Source organism: Pantoea coffeiphila (assembly GCF_016909495.1).
Lineage (GTDB): Bacteria > Pseudomonadota > Gammaproteobacteria > Enterobacterales > Enterobacteriaceae > Erwinia > Erwinia coffeiphila.
On sequence record NZ_JAFBFW010000003.1, the window covers coordinates 654,184 to 674,453 of the forward strand.

The 20,270-nt window shown below is 56.7% G+C and carries 19 protein-coding genes and 1 other RNA gene; 15 read left to right on the top strand and 5 right to left on the bottom strand.

Annotated elements, in window-relative coordinates:
• The first annotated feature begins 132 nt into the window (after window positions 1–132).
• Window positions 133–792 carry a ribose-5-phosphate isomerase RpiA gene (gene rpiA, locus JOE09_RS12695; protein ID WP_205066014.1) on the top strand — a complete coding sequence of 220 codons (660 nt, stop codon included), beginning with the start codon at window positions 133–135 and terminating at the stop codon, window positions 790–792.
• Window positions 793–1,136: 344 nt separating this feature from the next.
• Window positions 1,137–2,375 carry a phosphoglycerate dehydrogenase gene (gene serA, locus JOE09_RS12700; RefSeq protein ID WP_123331111.1) on the top strand — a complete coding sequence of 413 codons (1,239 nt, stop codon included), beginning with the start codon at window positions 1,137–1,139 and terminating at the stop codon, window positions 2,373–2,375.
• A gap of 84 nt (window positions 2,376–2,459) precedes the next feature.
• Here serA and JOE09_RS12705 read toward each other — a convergent pair whose 3' ends face one another.
• The 3 genes from JOE09_RS12705 to zapA form a co-directional block, all read right to left on the bottom strand.
• On the bottom strand, window positions 2,460–3,047 hold the full coding sequence (locus tag JOE09_RS12705; protein ID WP_205066015.1) for a 5-formyltetrahydrofolate cyclo-ligase: 588 nt from the start codon (window positions 3,045–3,047) through the stop codon (window positions 2,460–2,462).
• Window positions 3,048–3,138: 91 nt separating this feature from the next.
• Window positions 3,139–3,323: non-coding RNA, 6S RNA (ssrS, locus tag JOE09_RS12710), on the bottom strand.
• A 42-nt stretch (window positions 3,324–3,365) separates the two neighbouring features.
• The gene (gene zapA, locus JOE09_RS12715) at window positions 3,366–3,695 is read right to left on the bottom strand and encodes a cell division protein ZapA (protein ID WP_105592351.1); all 330 of its coding nucleotides are present in this window, start codon (window positions 3,693–3,695) and stop codon (window positions 3,366–3,368) included.
• A 172-nt stretch (window positions 3,696–3,867) separates the two neighbouring features.
• On the opposite strand from zapA, the gene JOE09_RS12720 reads away from it, so the two are divergent.
• The 8 genes from JOE09_RS12720 (at window position 3,868) to JOE09_RS12755 (ending at window position 14,728) form a co-directional block, all read left to right on the top strand.
• Entirely contained in the window at window positions 3,868–4,446 is a 579-nt protein-coding gene (locus JOE09_RS12720) for a YecA/YgfB family protein (protein ID WP_105592350.1), read from the top strand.
• 56 nt (window positions 4,447–4,502) lie between these two features.
• Window positions 4,503–5,819, top strand: a complete 1,317-nt coding sequence (gene pepP / locus JOE09_RS12725; RefSeq protein WP_205066016.1) for a Xaa-Pro aminopeptidase — start codon at window positions 4,503–4,505, stop codon at window positions 5,817–5,819.
• A complete protein-coding gene (gene ubiH, locus JOE09_RS12730) occupies window positions 5,816–6,994 on the top strand; it encodes a 2-octaprenyl-6-methoxyphenyl hydroxylase (protein ID WP_205066017.1) in 1,179 nt (392 codons plus the stop codon). The genes pepP and ubiH overlap by 4 nt, the downstream gene beginning before the upstream one ends.
• 13 nt (window positions 6,995–7,007) lie before the next feature.
• Window positions 7,008–8,210, top strand: coding sequence for an FAD-dependent 2-octaprenylphenol hydroxylase (ubiI, locus tag JOE09_RS12735; protein ID WP_105592347.1), 1,203 nt, complete (start codon window positions 7,008–7,010; stop codon window positions 8,208–8,210).
• 1,134 nt (window positions 8,211–9,344) lie between these two features.
• Window positions 9,345–10,442 (top strand): glycine cleavage system aminomethyltransferase GcvT, encoded by a 1,098-nt coding sequence (gcvT, locus tag JOE09_RS12740; RefSeq protein WP_205066018.1) that lies wholly within the window; start codon window positions 9,345–9,347, stop codon window positions 10,440–10,442.
• 95 nt (window positions 10,443–10,537) lie between these two features.
• Complete coding sequence (gcvH, locus tag JOE09_RS12745) at window positions 10,538–10,924, top strand: glycine cleavage system protein GcvH (protein ID WP_205066019.1); 387 nt, start codon at window positions 10,538–10,540, stop codon at window positions 10,922–10,924.
• A 117-nt stretch (window positions 10,925–11,041) separates the two neighbouring features.
• Window positions 11,042–13,915: an aminomethyl-transferring glycine dehydrogenase gene (gcvP, locus tag JOE09_RS12750; protein ID WP_205066020.1), complete on the top strand. Its 2,874-nt coding sequence runs from the start codon at window positions 11,042–11,044 to the stop codon at window positions 13,913–13,915.
• 69 nt (window positions 13,916–13,984) lie between these two features.
• Window positions 13,985–14,728 carry an SDR family oxidoreductase gene (locus JOE09_RS12755; RefSeq protein WP_205066021.1) on the top strand — a complete coding sequence of 248 codons (744 nt, stop codon included), beginning with the start codon at window positions 13,985–13,987 and terminating at the stop codon, window positions 14,726–14,728.
• Between the two features lie 24 nt (window positions 14,729–14,752).
• Here the strand turns inward: JOE09_RS12755 and JOE09_RS12760 are convergent, their stop codons facing one another.
• Window positions 14,753–15,361, bottom strand: a complete 609-nt coding sequence (locus JOE09_RS12760; protein WP_200546335.1) for an HD domain-containing protein — start codon at window positions 15,359–15,361, stop codon at window positions 14,753–14,755.
• 208 nt (window positions 15,362–15,569) lie between these two features.
• Here JOE09_RS12760 and trhA point away from each other — a divergent pair, with 208 nt between their 5' ends.
• On the top strand, window positions 15,570–16,223 hold the full coding sequence (gene trhA, locus JOE09_RS12765; RefSeq protein ID WP_200560095.1) for a PAQR family membrane homeostasis protein TrhA: 654 nt from the start codon (window positions 15,570–15,572) through the stop codon (window positions 16,221–16,223).
• Between the two features lie 36 nt (window positions 16,224–16,259).
• Here trhA and ygfZ read toward each other — a convergent pair whose 3' ends face one another.
• A complete protein-coding gene (ygfZ, locus tag JOE09_RS12770; RefSeq protein ID WP_205066022.1) occupies window positions 16,260–17,246 on the bottom strand; it encodes a tRNA-modifying protein YgfZ in 987 nt (328 codons plus the stop codon).
• A gap of 210 nt (window positions 17,247–17,456) precedes the next feature.
• Here ygfZ and sdhE point away from each other — a divergent pair, with 210 nt between their 5' ends.
• The 4 genes from sdhE to creC are packed head-to-tail and all read left to right on the top strand — an operon-like array spanning window position 17,457 to window position 20,229.
• Complete coding sequence (gene sdhE / locus JOE09_RS12775; RefSeq protein ID WP_105592339.1) at window positions 17,457–17,723, top strand: FAD assembly factor SdhE; 267 nt, start codon at window positions 17,457–17,459, stop codon at window positions 17,721–17,723.
• On the top strand, window positions 17,704–18,117 hold the full coding sequence (locus tag JOE09_RS12780) for a protein YgfX (RefSeq protein WP_205066023.1): 414 nt from the start codon (window positions 17,704–17,706) through the stop codon (window positions 18,115–18,117). The genes sdhE and JOE09_RS12780 overlap by 20 nt, the downstream gene beginning before the upstream one ends.
• Entirely contained in the window at window positions 18,110–18,805 is a 696-nt protein-coding gene (gene creB / locus JOE09_RS12785; protein ID WP_105592337.1) for a two-component system response regulator CreB, read from the top strand. The genes JOE09_RS12780 and creB overlap by 8 nt, the downstream gene beginning before the upstream one ends.
• A complete protein-coding gene (gene creC, locus JOE09_RS12790; RefSeq protein WP_205066024.1) occupies window positions 18,805–20,229 on the top strand; it encodes a two-component system sensor histidine kinase CreC in 1,425 nt (474 codons plus the stop codon). Before creB ends, creC begins: the two co-directional genes overlap by 1 nt.
• Window positions 20,230–20,270: the final 41 nt, after the last annotated feature.

Below are 20,270 nucleotides of genomic sequence, written 5' to 3' on the forward strand. Positions count from 1 at the left end.
CGTCACTTTGTGAATCAACCACTTTGTGGGCCAGCTTCCATTCCTGCTCATCTGTCACTCTCATGGGCGATTATTTTTGCAGTCATTGCTTTATACTACGCGCACACAGTGACTCACAGGTTTAAACATATCATGACGCAGGATGAACTGAAAAAAGCCGTTGGCTGGGCAGCGCTCGACTACGTGACTCCCGGCACCATTGTTGGCGTAGGGACCGGCTCTACCGCCGCGCATTTTATTGATGCACTGGGATCGATTAAACACCAGATTGAGGGCGCGGTTTCCAGCTCTGAGGCTTCTACCGCGAAGCTGAAAGGCTTAGGCATTCACGTTTTCAATCTTAACGAAGTTGACTCTCTGGCGGTGTATGTTGACGGCGCCGACGAGATTAACGGCCAGATGCAGATGATCAAAGGCGGCGGTGCCGCGCTGACCCGTGAAAAAATCGTTGCGGCAGTGGCCGAGCGCTTTATCTGTATTGCCGATGCTACTAAGCAGGTTGACGTGTTGGGCAAGTTCCCGCTGCCGGTTGAAGTGATCCCCATGGCGCGTTCCTACGTTGCCCGTGAGCTGGTGAAACTGGGCGGCCTGCCGGAATACCGTCAGGACGTGGTCACCGACAACGGCAATATCATTCTGGATGTCTACAACCTCAAGATCCTTGACCCGATTGCGCTGGAAGTGGCTATTAACGCGCTGCCGGGTGTGGTCACCGTCGGCCTGTTTGCTGCTCGTGGTGCGGACGTGGCGCTCATCGGCACTGCAAACGGCGTGAAGACTATTACCAAATGATCTGTCAGGCACCCGTGCGGTGCCTGTTATTTTGATCTAAAAAACATCTTTTCTTTTACGGTCAAAATTTAGTGACTTATGTCACAGTAGATGACTCAGCCGCGCGATCCTCCTGAAGCTATGCAACGCATCATGATTTTCTATCGGTTTGTTCTGGCAGAAGGCACCGCCGTGCTGTGGGGCAGGCAATCGTTTGTATTGCTGCCAGCGTAAATTTTGTTATTTTGACAGAAGGCAATCTTATATCCCCGCCACTGTTCATCTCGCTTCGCGATGCCGCGGTGGCAAAATGAACGGTAAAGGGATTCAGCCACATCTGAAGTCTGCTAAATAAAGGTCGGGAAATGGCAAAAGTATCACTGGAGAAAGACAAGATTAAGTTCTTGCTGGTGGAAGGCGTACATCAGAGTGCGGTCGATAATCTCCGCGCTGCAGGTTACACCAACATTGAATTTCACAAAGGTGCACTGGATAGCGAGGCTCTGAAAGAGTCCATTCGCGATGCACACTTTATCGGGTTGCGTTCCCGTACTCAGCTTACCGAAGAGATCTTCGCCGCCGCTGAAAAGCTGGTTGCCGTAGGCTGCTTCTGTATCGGGACCAACCAGGTTGACCTGCATGCCGCTGCAATTCGCGGTATCCCGGTGTTTAATGCACCTTTCTCCAATACCCGATCCGTAGCTGAACTGGTTATCGGCGAGCTGCTGCTGATGCTGCGCGGCGTGCCGGCGGCCAACGCCAAAGCACACCGTGGCGTATGGCATAAACTGGCGGTAGGTTCGTTTGAAGCGCGCGGTAAAAAGCTGGGCATCATCGGCTATGGCCACATTGGTATGCAGCTGGGCGTGCTGGCCGAGAGCCTGGGCATGCACGTGTTCTTCTACGATATCGAAAGCAAGCTACCGCTGGGCAATGCGACCCAGGTTCAGCATCTCTCAGACCTGCTGAACATGAGCGATGTAGTCAGCCTGCACGTTCCTGAAACTCAGTCCACGCAGAACATGATGGGTGCAGAAGAACTGGCGCTGATGAAGCCGGGTTCTCTGCTGATCAACGCCTCGCGCGGCACCGTGGTGGATATCCCTGCGCTGTGCAAAGTGCTGGCCGATAAACATCTGGCGGGTGCGGCAATCGACGTCTTCCCGGAAGAGCCGGCGACCAACAGCGATCCGTTTAACTCACCGCTGTGCGAGTTCGACAACGTGATCCTGACCCCGCATATCGGTGGCTCGACTCAGGAAGCGCAGGAAAATATCGGTATTGAAGTGGCCGGTAAGCTGGCGAAATACTCTGACAACGGTTCAACGCTGTCTGCGGTTAACTTCCCGGAAGCCTCTCTGCCGATGCACGGCGCCAGCGTCAGCCGTCTGCTGCATATCCACGAAAACCGTCCTGGCGTGTTGACTGCAATCAACCTGATCTTTGCCGATCAGGGCATCAACATTTCGGCGCAGTATCTGCAAACGACGCCGTTGATGGGTTATGTGGTGATCGACGTTGATGCAACGCAGGAAGTGGCGGATAAAGCGCTGCAGCTGATGAAGGCAATTCCTGGTACTATCCGCGCGCGTCTGCTGTACTAATCCCTCTGGCGAGCCGCAGGGTTCGCCGTAGATTGATGCAGTAAACGACATTAAGGGCGACTTTCGGGTCGCCCTTTTTTCATTTCACCACTGCCAGATCTTCGACGGCGTGATCAGCGCGGGCAGCGGAATATCCCACGCGGCGGTCGGGACTTTTTCCACCTGCTGACAGTCGTGAGCCAGTCCTACCGGTAAAAAACCGTGCTGCTGCCAGTTTTGCAGCGTACGGTCATAAAACCCACCGCCCATACCCAGGCGCTGGCCCTGCGCATCAAACGCTACCAGCGGCACCAAGAGCACGTCCAGCTCGCTCAGCGGCAGCAGATGACGAATATCCAGCGGCGGCTCCGGAATGCGCAGGCGGTTTTTTTTCAGTTCGGTGTTTTCGTCATAGCGGATAAACAGCAGGTTTCCGGGAGAGAAGGGATGCAGTACGGGCAGATAGATCCGCTGCTTTCGCTGCCACAGTTTGGCAATCAGCGGTCGGGTATTCAGTTCACCGTCAACGGAAAGGAACAGCGCGATATTTTTGGCCCGCTCCAGCGGAGCGAAGCTCAGCGCGTGTTCTGCAGCCTGCACCGCGGCCAGCTGCTGCTGCTCATCGCTAAGCGCACGGCGAAGATGGCGGACGTGGGTACGGATATCCTGACGGTCGGAAAGATTGAGGCTCATCGCGAGGCTGACTCCGTTAAACGATGCCGTTGAGTGCCGTTAGCGTAGAAAAGAAACCGAACAGAAGGAAGAGTACTGCAGATAAAAAGTGGGAATCTCCGAGATGCCGCCGCAGGCTGTAACCCTTGAACCCTTGGTTCAAGGTGAGTATGCCGTCGTAACCATCAGGCTTCCCGGACGGGCCGGGCATGCACACAGGTTACAGAGCGCCACACTCTGTTTGGTATGAAATATCGGCTCAGGGGACTGGCCCGCTTGCAAACATCTCAGAGAAATTTTGTGCTTCACCGTCACTGTATCACAGGTAACGATAAAGTGTTATTCGAACTTCGCACCAGTACGTTCAGTAATGCGACCTTGCTCAAGTAATGCCTGTTCAATGGTCTGCTGCAGCATGCGAATACGCTGCTCCATGTTAGACGCATAGTCACGTGTTTTGACTTTTTCCTGCGCCAGTTCATGGCAAATATTCAGTGCCGCGATAAATACCAGCTGCTCTGTATTTGTGACTCTAGTGCGAACTTTTAAGTCTTGCAACCGTTGATTAAGGTCTTCGGCAGCCAGATTCAGCGCATCTTGCTGTTCGGGCGGACAATTTACTCTTAATGAACGGCCAAAAATTTGAAGATCTACCGGTTGTGCAGACATGCCACCTTCCTGACTGAATACTGCGCCCGCAAATACCCTTACCACGCAATGGGTCGGGAGGGGCGACACTATAAACTACCCCTGAGAGAAACAACAACCCCTTTAATGGAATCCTTGAGGTACCTGGTGGTAGCATAACACGAACTTATTCAGCCAACGATGACGAAAACGAATGTCACTATCTAACGTAATGCCGGGATACAACACTCTGGCTTCAGCACTTACACAGCAGGGCGTGGGTATGACCCCTGCCGAAATGCACGGTCTGATCAGCGGTCTGCTCTGCGGCGGTAACCAGGACAGCAGCTGGCAGGCGCTGGTTCATGACCTGACTAACGAAGGCATGGCTTTCTCCCAGTCCCTGTCGCTGCCGTTGCAGGAGCTGCATCAGGCCATTGGCGATTCTCTGGAAGATGACGGCTTTATGTTCCAGCTTTATCTGCCGGACGATGAGGATATTACCGTATTCGATCGCGCCGACGCGCTGGCGGGATGGGTCAACCATTTCCTGCTGGGGCTGGGCGTGACTCAGCCTAAGCTGGACAAAGTGAAGGGTGAAACCGGCGAGGCCATCGACGATCTGCGTACCATCGCTCAGTTGGGCTACGACGAAGATGAAGATCAGGACGAGCTGGAGCAGTCTCTGGAAGAGGTGATCGAGTACGTGCGCGTTGCCGCGCTGCTGTGCCACGATACCTTTACCCGATCGTCACCGACCAACGTGGTCGTGCAAAAGCCAACACTGCATTAAGCAAAAGTGTGCCCTGAAGGCTTGCAAGCGGTGAATCCGTAACTTAAGGAGAGCAAATGACCCAGCAGGAATTTTTACGCCGTCGCCAGGCGCTGTTAGCGAAAATGGCCCCCGGCAGTGCGGCGCTGATTTTTGCCGCGCCGGAAGTGACGCGCAGTAATGACAGCGAATACCCCTACCGGCAAAACAGTGATTTCTGGTATTTCACCGGATTTAACGAGCCGGAAGCGGTATTGATCCTGATTAAAAGCAACGAGAGCCATAACCACAGCGTGCTGTTTAACCGCGTGCGCGATCTCACCGCTGAGATCTGGTTTGGTCGTCGTCTGGGTCAGGATGCGGCACCGCAGGCGCTCTCTGTGGATCGTGCGCTGCCGTGGGGCGAGATGGGCGAACAGCTTCATCTGCTGCTTAACGGACTCGATGTGGTGTACCACGCGCAGGGCCAGTATGCTCAGATGGATGAAATCGTCTTTAGCGCCCTTGAGAAACTGCGTCGCGGTTCGCGGCAGAATCTTTCCGCTCCGGCAACGCTGACCGACTGGCGGCCGTGGGTACATGAAATGCGCCTGATTAAATCGGCTGAAGAGCAGGCGGTGCTGCGCGAGGCCGGTCGCATCAGCGCGCTGGCTCATACCCGTGCAATGGAGCAGTCACGCCCCGGGATGTACGAATACCAGCTGGAAGGCGAAATTCATCATGAGTTCAATCGCCACGGCGCACGCTTCCCGTCCTACAACACCATCGTTGGAGCCGGAGAAAACGGCTGCATCCTGCACTACACCGAAAACGAAAGTCAGATGCGCGAAGGTCAGCTGGTGCTGATTGATGCGGGCTGTGAATATCAGGGCTACGCCGGTGATATCACCCGCACCTTCCCGGTTGGCGGTAAATTTACCGCACCGCAGCGCGAGATATATGACATCGTGCTGGCTTCGCTGTATAAGGCGCTGGCGCTGTATCGCCCCGGCACCAGCATTCGTGAAGTGACAGCGGAAGTGGTGTCGATCATGGTCAGTGGGCTGGTGGAGTTGGGCATTCTGCACGGTGACGTTGATACGCTGATTGCCGAACAGGCGCATCGCCCGTTCTTTATGCACGGCCTCAGCCACTGGCTGGGTCTGGACGTGCATGACGTCGGCCATTACGGCGTGGACCGCGATCGGCCTCTCGAACCGGGGATGGTGCTGACCATCGAACCGGGTCTGTATATCGCACCGGATGCCGATGTCCCCGTTCAGTATCGCGGTATCGGCATTCGTATTGAGGATGACATCATTATCACCGTGGACGGCAACGAAAATCTGACCGATACGGTGGTAAAAGATGCCGATGAAATTGAAGCACTGATGGCGGCAGCGAAGCAGCAATGAGCATAATAATTGCAGGGGGAGGAATGGCCGGCGCAACGCTGGCTCTGGCGATCTCCCATCTGACACAGGGACAGCTGGCGGTGACGCTGGTTGAAGCCAGGGAACCTGAAAGCCGGGCGCATCCCGGTTTCGACGGGCGGGCGATTGCGCTGGCGGAAGGCACCAGTCAGCAGCTGGCGGCAATCAATTTATGGTCGGCGCTGGAGTCCTGCGCCACGCCGATTACCCACGTTCACGTCAGCGATCGTGGTCATGCCACTTTCGTTTCGCTGGATGCCGCTGATTTTGGCGTTCCCGCGCTGGGCCACGTGGTGGAACTGCACGACGTCGGGCAGCGGCTGTTTGCCCGACTGAAGCAGGCACCCGGCATCACGCTGCGCTGCCCGAATACCGTGGCGGACGTCGAACGAAGCCAGCAGCAGGTCAGCGTAACCCTGGACAGCGGTGAAGTGCTGAATGCGGACCTGCTGGTGGCGGCAGACGGGACGCGTTCAAAGGTCGCGGCGGCCTGCGGGATGCAGTGGAGCAGCGATGATTACCAGCAGGTGGCGGTGATTGCCAATGTCGCTACCCAGCTACCGCACGGCGGGCAGGCTTTCGAGCGCTTTACCGAGCACGGACCGCTGGCGCTGCTGCCGATGTCGGGCGGGCGCAGTTCTTTGGTCTGGTGTCATCCGCTGGCACAGAAAAGCGCAGTTGACGGCTGGAGCGACGATCGCTTTCTCAGCGAACTACAGCGTGCCTTCGGCTGGCGTCTTGGGCGATTCACTCAGGTGGGTCAGCGCCACAGCTATCCGCTCCAGCTGCAAACCGCTGCGCAGCATATTTCTCATCGCCTTGCGCTGGTGGGTAATGCTGCCCAGACGCTGCATCCGATTGCCGGACAGGGGTTCAATCTGGGAATTCGCGACGTAATGTCGCTGGCCGAAACGGTGGCCGCCGCCTGGCGCAGCGGGCAGGGCGTAGGCGAATACGCTACCCTGCATCACTATCAGCAGCGCCGTCAGCCGGACGTTGAGGCCACGATTGGCGTGACAGATGGTCTGGTTCGGCTGTTTGCCAATCGCTATCTGCCTTTAACGGTGGGGCGCAACCTGGGGCTGCTGGCAATGGATCATCTGCCGCCGTTACGTAATTTGCTGGCCGAGCGCACGTTAGGCTGGGTTAAGCGTTGAGGAGAAAGCTGTAATGCAAACATTTGATGTCATCGTTGCCGGTGGCGGTATGGTCGGTCTTGCGGTGGCCTGTGGCCTGCAGGGGAGCGGCCTGCGCGTGGCGGTGCTTGAGCGCGAAGCGCCGGTTGCCGCTGCGGCAGATGCGCCCCATGCGCTGCGCGTTTCGGCGATTAACGCCGCCAGCGAGAGGTTGCTGCAGCATCTTGGCGTCTGGAGCACGATCCTTGCCACGCGTGCCAGCGCCTATCACGGCATGGAAGTCTGGGATCGCGACAGCTTTGGTCATATCGCCTTTGACGATGAGCAGCAGGGGCTGTCGCATCTGGGGCACATTATTGAAAACCGGGTGATCCACCAGGCGCTGTGGCAGCGGGCTGAGAGCCTGAGCGATATCACCCTGATTTCCCCGGCTGAACTGCAACAGGTTGCTTTTGGCGACAACGAAGCGTTTGTCACGCTGAAAGACGGCAGCATGATGACCGCTCGTCTGCTGGTGGCCGCCGATGGCGCGAACTCGTGGCTGCGGAACAAAGCGGATATCCCGCTCACCTTCTGGGATTATGAGCATCATGCGCTGGTGGCCAATATCCGCACCGAAAAACCGCATGATGCGGTGGCCCGGCAGGTATTCCACGGCGAAGGTATTCTGGCCTTCCTGCCGCTGAGCGATCCGCATCTTTGTTCTATTGTCTGGTCTTTACCGCCGCAGGAAGCCACTCGTCTGCAATCAATGCCGGAAGAGGTATTCAACCAGCAGCTGTCGGTGCATTTTGATCTGCGTCTGGGGCTGTGCGAGCTGGAAAGCGATCGTCAGGTCTTCCCGCTGATGGGGCGCTTTGCGCGCAGTTTTGCCGCGCACCGTCTGGCGCTGGTGGGCGATGCTGCCCACACTATCCATCCGCTGGCGGGCCAGGGGGTGAATCTTGGCTTTATGGATGCGGCGGAGTTGATTGGTGAGATCCGGCGCCTGCATCAGCAGGGTCGGGATATTGGTGAGCATCTGTATCTGCGTCGTTACGAGCGCAGCCGCAAACATAGCGCGGCGCTGATGCTGGCCAGCATGCAGGGTTTCCGCGAGCTGTTTAACGGTGATAATCCGGCGAAGAAGCTGCTGCGTGATGTCGGGCTGGCGCTGGCGGATAAACTGCCGGGCGTGAAGCCGAAGCTGCTGAAGCAGGCGATGGGGCTGCATGATTTACCCGAGTGGTTGCGTTAATGGGTAGAGGCTCTGGTTAGTTCCGATTCTGGTATGGAGCTGAATTTTGTGTGGGGGGGTTAACCGTGTTGTTTTCTGGATGCGGTGAGCACGCTAACCGGCGGCTCCCTCGCCCGAGCGTCCTCGCGCCGCGCTTTGCGCGATGCCTTTACTTCACTCGTCAGCCTTCGTACCGGTGCAGACGGGGCGTCCTGCCCCGGCTGCCCCTTTCGCCAGCGTCCTGCTGGCTCATACGAGCTTCCTCATTCCGTTCAGCGCTGCGGATTGCCCGTTCAAGGGAGCCGCCGGTTCGCTTAGTCACTTCTGCGTCGCCTGAAAAGTCTGGTGTTTTCGTATAATGGGTTGAGACTCTGGTTAGTTCCAACGGGGTAACTTCGTTTTATTCCTGATGAAAAAGCCAGCACATAGCCGGAAAGATGACCCACCGCAGGGCCAGACGGGCAATCCGCAGCGCTGAGGTGGAGGCATCAGGCCAGGAGACGCCAGCAGGGAAGCTGGCGTCAGGCGGGGTCGGTACATGGATGTATCGTCTCCGCCGGTCCGGGAGGCCGGATGCCGTAGCCGAAGGCACCACGCGAAGCGTGGCGCGAGGACCGACCGGCAGGCGCAGCGGCGGGTCAGCGATCGTATAATTGGCAGCGCATCAAAATCAATCCCATGTGATACCCGCAACTAACTCAGCCCTAATTGTCCGTTGTTTTCCAGTTACTTTTTCCTCGTTTTAACGTCCCTTGCACCAATGGTGCACCCGCCGCCCCATCATTGTGCTTCGTTTGAATTATTCTAATTTAACGCTCGCAATCGCATTACTTTTAATAATGCGATAAGAAAATTCCCGGAGTCGTTTTTTATACATCGAATGCGGAATCTTTGCGATTCATCTGCGTTAAAGGTTGTTTATTGTTGTTTTTGTATGCATTTATTCAATTAAGTAGCGATTGATACTGGTGGTGAGTGCGGGGGCTTTATTGCCGAACTGTGATTTCGACCCCTTTTAACTTATGGTTAATTGCCATTTTCGGTGGTAACTTCAAAGCCAAGATAACGTTTGCGTCAGGCCGCTAACGAGCGGTAAACGGGCGCGTCAATCACCCTGCATCCACAAGGATGGCGGACAGACAGCACAGGAAGACTATGACTCAGCAAACCCCGTTGTTCGAACAGCATCAAGCCTGCGGTGCGCGTATGGTGGACTTTCACGGTTGGATGATGCCGCTGCATTACGGTTCGCAGATTGATGAGCATCATGCGGTACGTACCGATGCCGGAATGTTCGACGTGTCGCATATGACCATTGTCGATCTGCACGGTGCCCGTACGCGGGAATTTCTGCGCTATCTGCTGGCGAACGACGTGGCCAAGCTGACTCAGCCGGGCAAAGCGCTTTACACCGGCATGCTGAATGCCTCCGCTGGCGTGATTGACGATCTGATTGTTTACTTTATGCGCGAAGACTTCTTCCGCCTGGTGGTGAACTCCGCCACTCGTGAAAAGGATCTGGCGTGGATCTCTGAACACGCGGCACCTTACGGCATCGAAATCCACGAACGTGATGATTTAGCGCTGGTCGCAGTGCAGGGCCCGAATGCCCAGCAGAAAGCGCAGACGCTTTTTGATGATACTCAGCGCGCGGCGGTCAGCGGCATGAAGCCGTTCTTTGGCGTGCAGGCGGGCGATCTGTTTATCGCCACCACCGGCTACACCGGCGAAGCGGGCTATGAAATTGCCTTGCCGTCTGACCAGGTCGTGTCGTTCTGGCAGCGGCTGCTGGCGGCAGGCGTCAAGCCCGCAGGCCTCGGCGCGCGCGATACGCTCCGACTGGAAGCGGGTATGAATCTGTACGGTCAGGAGATGGATGAAAGCGTCTCTCCACTGGCGGCCAATATGGGCTGGACCATTGCCTGGGAACCTGCCGACCGGGAGTTTATTGGCCGTGAAGCGCTGGAATCCCAGCGCAAAACCGGCACCGAGCAGCTGGTTGGACTGGTGATGACCGAGAAAGGCGTGCTGCGCAATGAACTGCCGGTGCGCTTCACCGACGCTGACGGTAACCTGCGTGAAGGCATTATCACCAGCGGATCGTTCTCCCCAACGCTGGGCTACAGCATCGCGCTGGCACGCGTTACTGCCGGAATCGGTGAACAGGCTATTGTACAAATTCGCAACCGCGAAGTGCCGGTGCAGGTCACTAAACCTGTTTTTGTCCGCGCCGGTAAACCGGTAACAAAATAAATCTGAATCTACCCGTCCTGTCCGTGCCGGGCAGGGGCTGCAAACGCACCCGCGGCATGAGCGTTTAACGGAATTATCTTTTTTGGAGAATGTCGATGAGCAATGTACCAACCGATCTGAATTATCGTGACAGCCATGAATGGGTGCGCAAAGAAGCCGATGGCAGCTACACCGTAGGCATCACCGAACACGCTCAGGAACTGCTCGGTGACATGGTGTTTGTTGACCTGCCGGAAGTTGGGAATACCTATGCCCAGGGCGACGACTGTGCGGTAGCGGAGTCCGTTAAGGCGGCGTCCGATATCTATGCGCCACTGAGTGGCGAAATCATTGCAGTTAACAGCGAGCTGGAGTCCTCTCCGGAGCTGGTTAACAGCGATCCTTACAGCTATGGCTGGCTGTTCAAAATCAAAGCCAGCAATGAGTCCGAACTGAATGATTTGCTCAGCGCCGCCGACTACCAGGCGTCTATCGAAGAGTAATGCCTTAACCGGTCGCGGCGAGGGCGTAACGATTTCCGCCTTCGCCGCTGACGATGCCGGTGAGCTATCACCGGTAACCCTTTTGTCGCACTAAGCCCGAAGCAGGATTTACCGCTCATGACCCAGACTCTCAGCCAGCTTGAACATCACGGCGCGTTTATTGAACGCCATATCGGACCGTCGCCAGAGCAGCAGGCCGCCATGCTGAACGCTGTCGGCGCAGATTCACTGACCGACCTGATCTCGTCGATTGTTCCCGCAGATATTCAGCTTCCCAGCCCGCCGCCGATTGGCGATGCGCTGACCGAACATCAGGCTCTGGCCGAGCTGAAGGCGATTGCGGCGCAGAACCTGCGTTATAAATCTTACATCGGCATGGGCTACACCCCGGTTCTGACACCGCCGGTGATCCTGCGTAACATGCTGGAAAATCCGGGCTGGTATACCGCCTATACCCCTTATCAGCCGGAAGTTTCTCAGGGCCGCCTTGAGGCGCTGCTTAACTTCCAGCAGCTGACGCTGGATCTGACCGGGCTGGACATTGCTTCCGCCTCGCTGCTGGATGAAGCGACCGCCGCTGCGGAAGCCATGGCGATGGCGAAACGCGTCAGCAAGCTGAAAAACGCTAACCGCTTCTTCGTAGCCGACGATGTGCATCCGCAGACGCTGGATGTGGTGCGTACCCGCGCGGAAACCTTTGGCTTCGAAGTGCTGGTCGATAAAGCGGAAAAAGTGCTTGAGCTGCAGGATATCTTCGGCGTGTTGTTACAGCAGGTGGGTACCGGTGGTGAAGTGCATGATTACGGCAGCCTGATTAGCGAGCTGAAAAGCAAAAAGATCGTGGTCAGCGTGGCCGCTGACTTTATGACCCTGGTGCTGCTGCAGGCGCCGGGTAAACAGGGCGCGGATATCGTCTTTGGCTCGGCTCAGCGTTTCGGCGTGCCGATGGGCTACGGCGGCCCGCACGCGGCTTTCTTCGCTGCCCGTGACGAACATAAACGTTCCATGCCTGGCCGTATCATCGGCGTTTCCCGCGATGCCGCCGGAAATACCGCGCTGCGCATGGCGATGCAGACCCGCGAGCAGCACATCCGCCGCGAGAAAGCGAACTCCAATATCTGTACCTCGCAGGTGCTGTTGGCCAATATTGCCAGCCTGTATGCGGTGTTCCACGGCCCAACCGGGCTGAAGCGCATCGCCGGGCGCATCCATCGTCTGACCGATATCCTGGCGGCCGGACTGCAAAAAGGCGGTCTGACCCTGCGCCACCACAGCTGGTTCGATACGCTGACGGTGGAAGTATCCGATAAAGCGGCAGTGCTGGAACGTGCACTGAGCTTCGGCGTTAACCTGCGCACCGACATTCTGCACGCGGTAGGGATTACCCTGGATGAAACCACCCGTCGTGAAGATGTCGCGGCGCTGTTCTCTATCCTGCTGGGTGAAGAGCACGGTCTGGACATCGATGCGCTGGATGCTCAGCTCAGCGTTGACAGCCACTCGGTTCCACCAGCCATGCTGCGTGAGGATGCCATTCTGACGCATCCGGTGTTCAACCGTCATCACAGCGAAACGGAGATGATGCGCTATATGCACAGCCTGGAGCGGAAAGACCTGGCGCTGAATCAGGCAATGATCCCGCTGGGCTCGTGCACCATGAAGCTGAACGCGGCCGCAGAGATGATCCCGATTACCTGGCCGGAGTTTGCCGAGCTGCACCCGTTCTGCCCGGCAGAGCAGGCCACCGGCTATCTGCAGATGATCGGCCAGCTTTCCCAGTGGCTGGTGCAGCTGACCGGTTACGATGCGCTGTGCATGCAGCCGAACTCGGGCGCGCAGGGCGAATATGCCGGTCTGCTGGCGATCCGTCGCTATCATGAAAGCCGTAACGAAGGCGGTCGCAATATCTGCCTGATCCCGAGTTCCGCACACGGCACTAACCCGGCCTCCGCGCAGATGGCGGGAATGGATGTTGTGGTTGTGGCCTGCGATCGTCAGGGGAATATCGACCTGCACGATCTGCGCCTCAAGGCTGAACAGGCGGGCGAAGCGCTCTCCTGCATTATGGTCACCTACCCGTCAACCCACGGTGTGTATGAAGAAACCATTCGTGAAGTCTGCCAGATCGTTCATCAGTTTGGCGGCCAGGTTTATCTGGACGGTGCCAATATGAACGCGCAGGTGGGGATTACCACACCGGGCTACATTGGCGCGGATGTTTCGCACCTCAACCTGCATAAAACCTTCTGTATTCCGCACGGCGGCGGCGGCCCGGGTATGGGGCCGATTGGCGTAAAAGCGCATCTGGCACCGTTCGTACCGGGTCACAGCGTGGTGCAGATTGAAGGCATGTTGACCGAGCAGGGTGCGGTATCCGCAGCACCGTTCGGCAGCGCCTCTATTTTACCCATCAGCTGGATGTATATTCGTATGATGGGTGCAGAAGGGCTGAAGCAGGCCAGTTCTGTGGCGATTCTGAACGCTAACTACATTGCAACCCGCCTGAAGTCGGCCTATCCGATTCTGTATACCGGACGCGATGGTCATGTTGCGCACGAATGTATTCTGGATATTCGTCCGCTCAAAGAACAGACCGGCATCAGCGAGCTGGATATCGCCAAGCGCCTGATCGATTACGGCTTCCACGCGCCGACCATGTCATTCCCGGTGGCGGGAACGCTGATGGTGGAGCCAACCGAATCTGAGAGCAAAGTCGAACTTGACCGCTTTATCGACGCCATGCTTTCCATCCGTAATGAGATCGACCGCGTATCGTCGGGCGAATGGCCCGCTGAAGATAACCCGCTGGTTAATGCACCGCATACCCAGATGGAAATCGTTGGCAGCTGGGAGCATCCTTACAGCCGCGAGCTGGCTGTGTTCCCGGCGGGCAGCGCCAACAAATACTGGCCAACGGTTAAGCGTCTGGACGATGTTTACGGCGACCGTAACCTGTTCTGTTCCTGCGTACCGATGAGTGAATACGAATAAGGCTGATGGCCTGATGTGATAGCCTTAAGGGACGACGCTGAGTCGTCCCTTTTGCTTTCTGGAGGTTCAATGAATATCGCTCTGGTTACCGGCGGTGGTCGTGGAATTGGCCGCTCAACTTCTTTGCTGCTTGCCACTCTGGGCTGGACCGTCGCGGTTAATTACGCCCGGCGGGCAGATGCCGCCGAAGAGGTGGTGGAACAGATTACCGGGCAGGGCGGCAGTGCGTTTGCCATCCAGGCCGATGTGTCTGATGAAGCGCAGGTGATGGCGATGTTTGCTGAAATCGATCGCCATCCGGGTCAACTGACTGCGCTGGTCAACAATGCGGGGATACTGTTTCAGCAGGCGACGTTGGAACAGCTGACGGCGGAGCGTATCAACCGGGTATTTGCCACTAATGTGACCGGCAGCTTCATCTGCTGTCGCGAAGCCGTTAAACGTATGGCTTTTCATCACGGCGGTAAGGGGGGAGGGATTGTTAACGTCTCTTCTGCCGCGGCTCGCACGGGCTCACCGGGAGAATATGTTGATTACGCGGCCTCAAAAGGCGCGATGGATACGCTGACCAAAGGTTTGTCTCTTGAGGTGGCGGCGCAGGGTATTCGGGTGAACGGCGTGCGTCCGGGGTTTATCTACACGGAGATGCACGCCGATGGCGGCGAGCCGGGCCGCGTAGATCGCGTGGCGCCGGGCATTCCGATGCAGCGTGGCGGCCAGCCGGAAGAGATCGCCCGTATTATCGCCTGGCTGCTGAGCAACGATTCGTCCTACGTGACCGGGACGATTGTTGATGCCGCAGGGGGCCGATAAAGACGGGCAATCCCGCGCCGGTTACTACAGCAGCCAGCCTCTGGCGTGGGCATTATCCAGGTGATGTTGCAGATGGTTCCACAGTTCCGGCCACTGCTCTGCCAGCTTCACGTTGCGCGCTTTTACCTGCTCAAGACGGATGCCGTTTTCTTTCCAGCTCTGTCCTTCATTGTGCAGGTTGAGCATAATCGGCAGCGCGCGGTCGAGCATGTTAGCAAAGCGCGATTCGGCAGTGTCCCCGTCTTCATATTCGTTCCACAGCGCGCGGAACTGCTGACTCTGCGCGGCGGGCAGCAGGCCGAAAATGCGCTCGGCGGCGGCCATTTCCTGTTCCTGCACGGCTTCGCGCGCGGCAAGGTCATACACCAGTACGTCCCCGGCATCGATTTCCACCACATCATGCACCAGCGCCAGCTGGACGGCGTGCTGCACGTTAATGGTTTCGGTGGCAAAAGGTGCCAGGCTCATGGCGGCCATCGCCAGATGCCAGCTGTGCTCGGCGGAGTTCTCCTGCCGCGCATTGTCGAGCAGCCGGGTGCGGCGCTCAACGCTTTTAAGCTTGTCCAATTCCATTAAAAACTGCACGACTTCGGTCATCGCACCGAAATCTAAGGCTGCTACCCTGTCAGACATAATGACTCGCTTATTCTCTGATAAAAGTTCACGGATAGTTTAAGGGAAACGTTTGCCTGGCACACGGGAGAATGTGTGTTACATGGTTTCACAGAATTTTTTAAGCTTACATGTGTACTCTGAAATTATTCTCAGCTAGGCTGGTGATGATTTATCGACCACGGCTTTTGCTGGCCGCATGATGATTAATAAGAGAGAACTCACTGATATGGTTCATCAGAAAATACTGACGCGTGGCTACTCGCTGGCGGAAGAAATTGCCAACAGCATCAGTCACGGCGTGGGCTGCCTTTTCGGGATTATCGGCCTGGTTTTACTCCTGACTCAGGCTATTGAAAGCCGTGCCGGTGCGCTGGCCATCACCAGCTACAGCCTCTACGGCGGCAGTATGATCCTGCTGTTTCTGGCCTCAACCCTCTACCATGCCATTCCGCATCAGCGGGCAAAATACTGGCTGAAAAAACTCGATCATTCGGCGATTTATCTGCTGATTGCAGGCACCTATACGCCCTTCCTGCTGGTAGGGCTGAAGTCACCGCTGGCTCACGGCCTGATGGTGGTGATCTGGAGCCTGGCGCTGGCAGGTATCGTCTTTAAGCTGGCTTTTGCCCATCGTTTTGAAGCGCTGTCGCTGGTGACCTACCTGCTGATGGGATGGCTGTCGCTGATCGTTATCTACCAGATGGTGACGAAACTGCCTGCGGGCAGCGTGTGGCTTTTAGCAGCGGGGGGCGTGATTTATTCGCTGGGGGTGATTTTCTACGTGGCGAAGCGCATACCCTACAATCATGCCATCTGGCACGGTTTTGTTCTGGGCGGCAGCCTGTGCCATTTCTTCGCTATCTACCTTTACGTTATGTAAAACAGGCTGGTCGGGAATCGGCCAGCCTGTACGTTATCAGCCGGCGGTGATTTCGTACGGCAGCGGCTGAATGGTCAGTCTGCCGCCTTCGTCACCCTGTACGCGCAGAATCGTATCGGCTTCCAGATCGTTATTCAGCACCGCCTGCACCCAGACTTCGCCCGTTTCAAGCTGGCAGGCTGCCAGAATCGTACCGGTGCGCCGCCAGTTTTCACCCATCTGCATTTCCAGCGCGCTATCAGCCTCGGGAACACTACCCGCTTTGCCAGCCAGCCAGTAAAGTGCGCGCTTATTGGCACCGCGGAACTTGGCGCGCGCCACCATTTCCTGGCCGGTGTAGCAGCCTTTTTTAAAGCTGATGCCGTTCAGCGCCTGAACGTTGGTCGCCTGTGGAATCAACTGCGCGCTGGTGGCCGCATCGATAATCGGGAAACCGGCCTCAATATCCAGCGCCAGCCACTGATTGCTGTTGTTCAATGCGGCTTTATCGGCCAGCTTTTGCTGGATCTCAGCGGCTTTGCCTTCACTGGTCACCAGCAGAAAACGTTCGGCGGGCAGATCGAACCAAAGCAGCGTGCTTTCATCCTGCTGGACGACCGGGGCATCGGCGTCCGGCAGTACCGCGAAAATCTCGGTCAATGCTTCACGCGCCTGTTCGCCCGCCAGACCGAGCAGCACCGACTCATCGTCGGCGGCCAGTGTCACTTTGGCGAAAACGGCATATTTCTTCAATTCAATCAGCTGGTTATCACGCAGGCTGCGGCGCTCAATATAGGCCAGCCCTTCTCCGCGATGGAACAGGCGCAGCGTACTCCACATTTTACCTTTCGCATCGCAGTGGGCGGCAGGCAGATGGCGATCGGCTCCCAGCGCTGCCACATCCAGCGTCACCTGCCCCTGCAGATAGCTCACCCGGTCCTGGCCCGTGGCGGTAACCAGCGCCCACTCTTCCAGTGAAATCAGCGTCAGTGGAAGCTGCGCGGATGCCTGTGGCTGGCGAGGCGGAAAAGCAATAATTGGCATGATTCAGTCCTGAATTGAAAAATATTAACAATACTTCTCATGTTAAGAGAGACGCATTGCTTTGCAACCAGTTTCCGGCAAAAGCGGCACAAAAGGCGTGATAACCCTGCAAGCTTTGCGTGATGTCTCGCAAGCTATAAATTGCTGCATCAACAGCGGGGTAAAAAGGGGTACACTGAAAGCCTGTTTGATTAACTGACGCTGAGTAACATGGATATTACCAATAAATCACGCATTCACTGGGCATGTCGTCGTGGCATGCGGGAACTCGACATCTCAATCATGCCTTTTTTTGAGTATGAGTTTGATTCGCTGAGCGACGGTGACAAAAAGGTGTTTGTTCGTCTGCTGGAGAGCGACGACCCTGACCTGTTTAACTGGCTGATGAACCATGGAGCGCCGGCCGATCCTGAGCTTCGGCGAATGGTGGCACTGATTCAGGAGAGAAATCAGCAACGTGGTCCTGTGGCGATGTGAACTGAGGGTCTCCTGGGCAGCACAGTGGCAGCCTTTGCTGATACACGGCGCAGTGATTTTGCTGCTGTTGCTGATCCCCTGGCCCGGCAGCTATACCCTGGTTTGGATCGTGCTGTTGACGCTGGTGCTTATGGAGAGTATCCGCAGTCAGCGGCGCATCCTTTCACGTGTCGGGCCCATTGAACTGCTGTCCTCAAGACAGTTCCACTGGCGGCGGAAACAGTGGTTTCTCGTTGCGAAACCTTGGATTGGGCGTTGGGCGATTCTACTGCCGTTACGCTCAGCAGAGGGGAAGCGCGAGTGGCTGTGGCTTGGCATCGACAGTATGGAGAACGCCGAGTGGCGTCTGCTGCGGCAGCAGTTATTGATGCTGAAGGAACCGGGTAATGAGTAGCGCCACTGTATGGCTGGCTGAAGATGAAGCCGCAATTGCGGACACCCTGCTCTATGTACTGCAGCAGGAAGGCTTTACCCCGCGCTGGTTTTCCCGTGGGCTGCCGCTGCTGGAGGCGCTGCAACAGCAGCCGCCCGATCTGGTGATCCTTGATGTTGGCCTGCCTGATATCAATGGCTTTGAGCTTTGCCGTCAGCTGCTGGCAAAGCAGCCGGATCTTCCCGTGCTGTTTCTGACCGCAAGGAGTGAAGAGAACGACAGGCTGCTGGGGTTAGAGATCGGTGCCGACGATTATGTGGCCAAACCGTTTTCTCCTCGCGAAGTCTGCGCCAGGGTACGCACGCTTCTTAAGCGTTTGCAAAAGCAGCAGCGCATTGCTCAGTCAGGACTGCGCACCGTTGGCCGCTTTGTGCTTGATGAACCTGCGGCCCGCATTACCTGGCACCAGTGTCCGCTGGTACTTACGCGCTACGAATTTCTACTGTTGAAAACGCTGCTGACCGCACCCGGTCGGGTTTTTTCACGCCAGCAGTTGATGGATCTGGTGTGGCAGGGTGCAGAGGAGAGTATGGAACGCACCGTCGATACCCACATTAAAACGCTGCGGGCCAAACTGCGTGACATTAATCCAAATGAAGCGGTCCTGATGACCCATCGGGGCCTTGGCTACAGTCTGGTGGCTGGCTGATGAAAATCGGCATGCGCCTGCTGCTGGGTTACTTTCTGATTGTGGCGATCGCGGCATGGTTTGTGCTGAATATTTTTCTGCAGGAGGTTAAACCCGGCGTACGTCGTGCAACGGAAGGGATGCTGGTGGATACCGCCACGCTTCTGGCTCAGTTCGCCCGTACCGATATGCTGAGCGGGAATCCGCAGCATGGTCAGCTGGCGCAGGCTTTTTCGCAGCTGGCTAACTACCGGGTGGCGGCCAACATCAGCGGTATCACCAAAACCCGCAATGAGTATCGCGTTTATCTGACTGATGCAAAAGGAATGGTGGTGTTTGATTCCGCGGGTGTGGCTCTGGGGCAGGACTATTCGCGATGGAACGATGTCTGGCTGACCCTGCGCGGGCGCTATGGCGCACGCAGCAGCCAGATCGATCCTAAAGATGAAAACAGCACGGTAATGTATGTCGCTGCGCCGGTGCGGGAAGATGGGCGGTTGATTGGCGTGCTCAGCGTGGGTAAAGCCAACAGCACGATGGAACCGGTGATTCGCCGCAGCGAGCGCCGCATTCTTTGGGCCGGGGCTGCTCTTTTAGGCATTGCCCTTTTGATTGGTTTGGCTTTTGTTTTGTGGATTAACCGTTCGGTGGGCAGGCTGGTGCGCTATGCCGATTCAGTCACCGACGGTGAACAGCTACCGCTGCCCGCGATGAACAGCAGCGAACTGCGTAAGCTGGCGCGGGCGCTGGAAAGCATGAGGCTCAAACTGGAGGGCAAGCGCTATATTGAGCATTACGCCCATGCCTTAACCCACGAATTGAAAAGCCCGCTGGCGGCAATTCGGGGGGCTGCGGAAATCATTCAGGAGCTGCCATCGCCAGAGGTTACCCGGCAATTTTCCGCCAATATTCTTCAGCAAAATGCCCGTATGCAGCGGCTGATTGATAATCTTCTGCGCCAGGCGCGGCTGGAAAACCGCCCTGAGATTTCACGCCAGCCCATCGATTTACTGCCGTTAATGAACGCATTGCGTGACAGCCGAGTCGTGCAGTCACAGGGTAAAAATGTGCATATTGAAACCGACAGCCTGGATGGCCTGGAGGTTTTCGCCGACCGGCTGCTGCTGGAGCAGGCGTTGGCGAATCTATTGGATAACGCACTGGATTTCACGTTGCCGGGAGGAAACGTAGTGCTGCGTGCTGAGAACCAGGACAGTACGGTGGCAATTCAGATTATTGACAGCGGTAGCGGCATACCGGCGTACGCGGAGCCGTATATCTTCGATCGATTCTATTCTCTGCCGCGCAGCAACGGTGAGAAAAGCAGCGGGCTTGGGCTGGCGTTCGTTCGCGAGGTGGCTCGCCTGCATCAGGGCAGCATAACGTTGCTGAATTTAGCCGAGGGCGGCGTTTGTGCCAGCCTGACGTTAAAAAAACAGCCCTGACTTCACCTTCTCTTCACACAACTTCATTCTCTCCCCATACG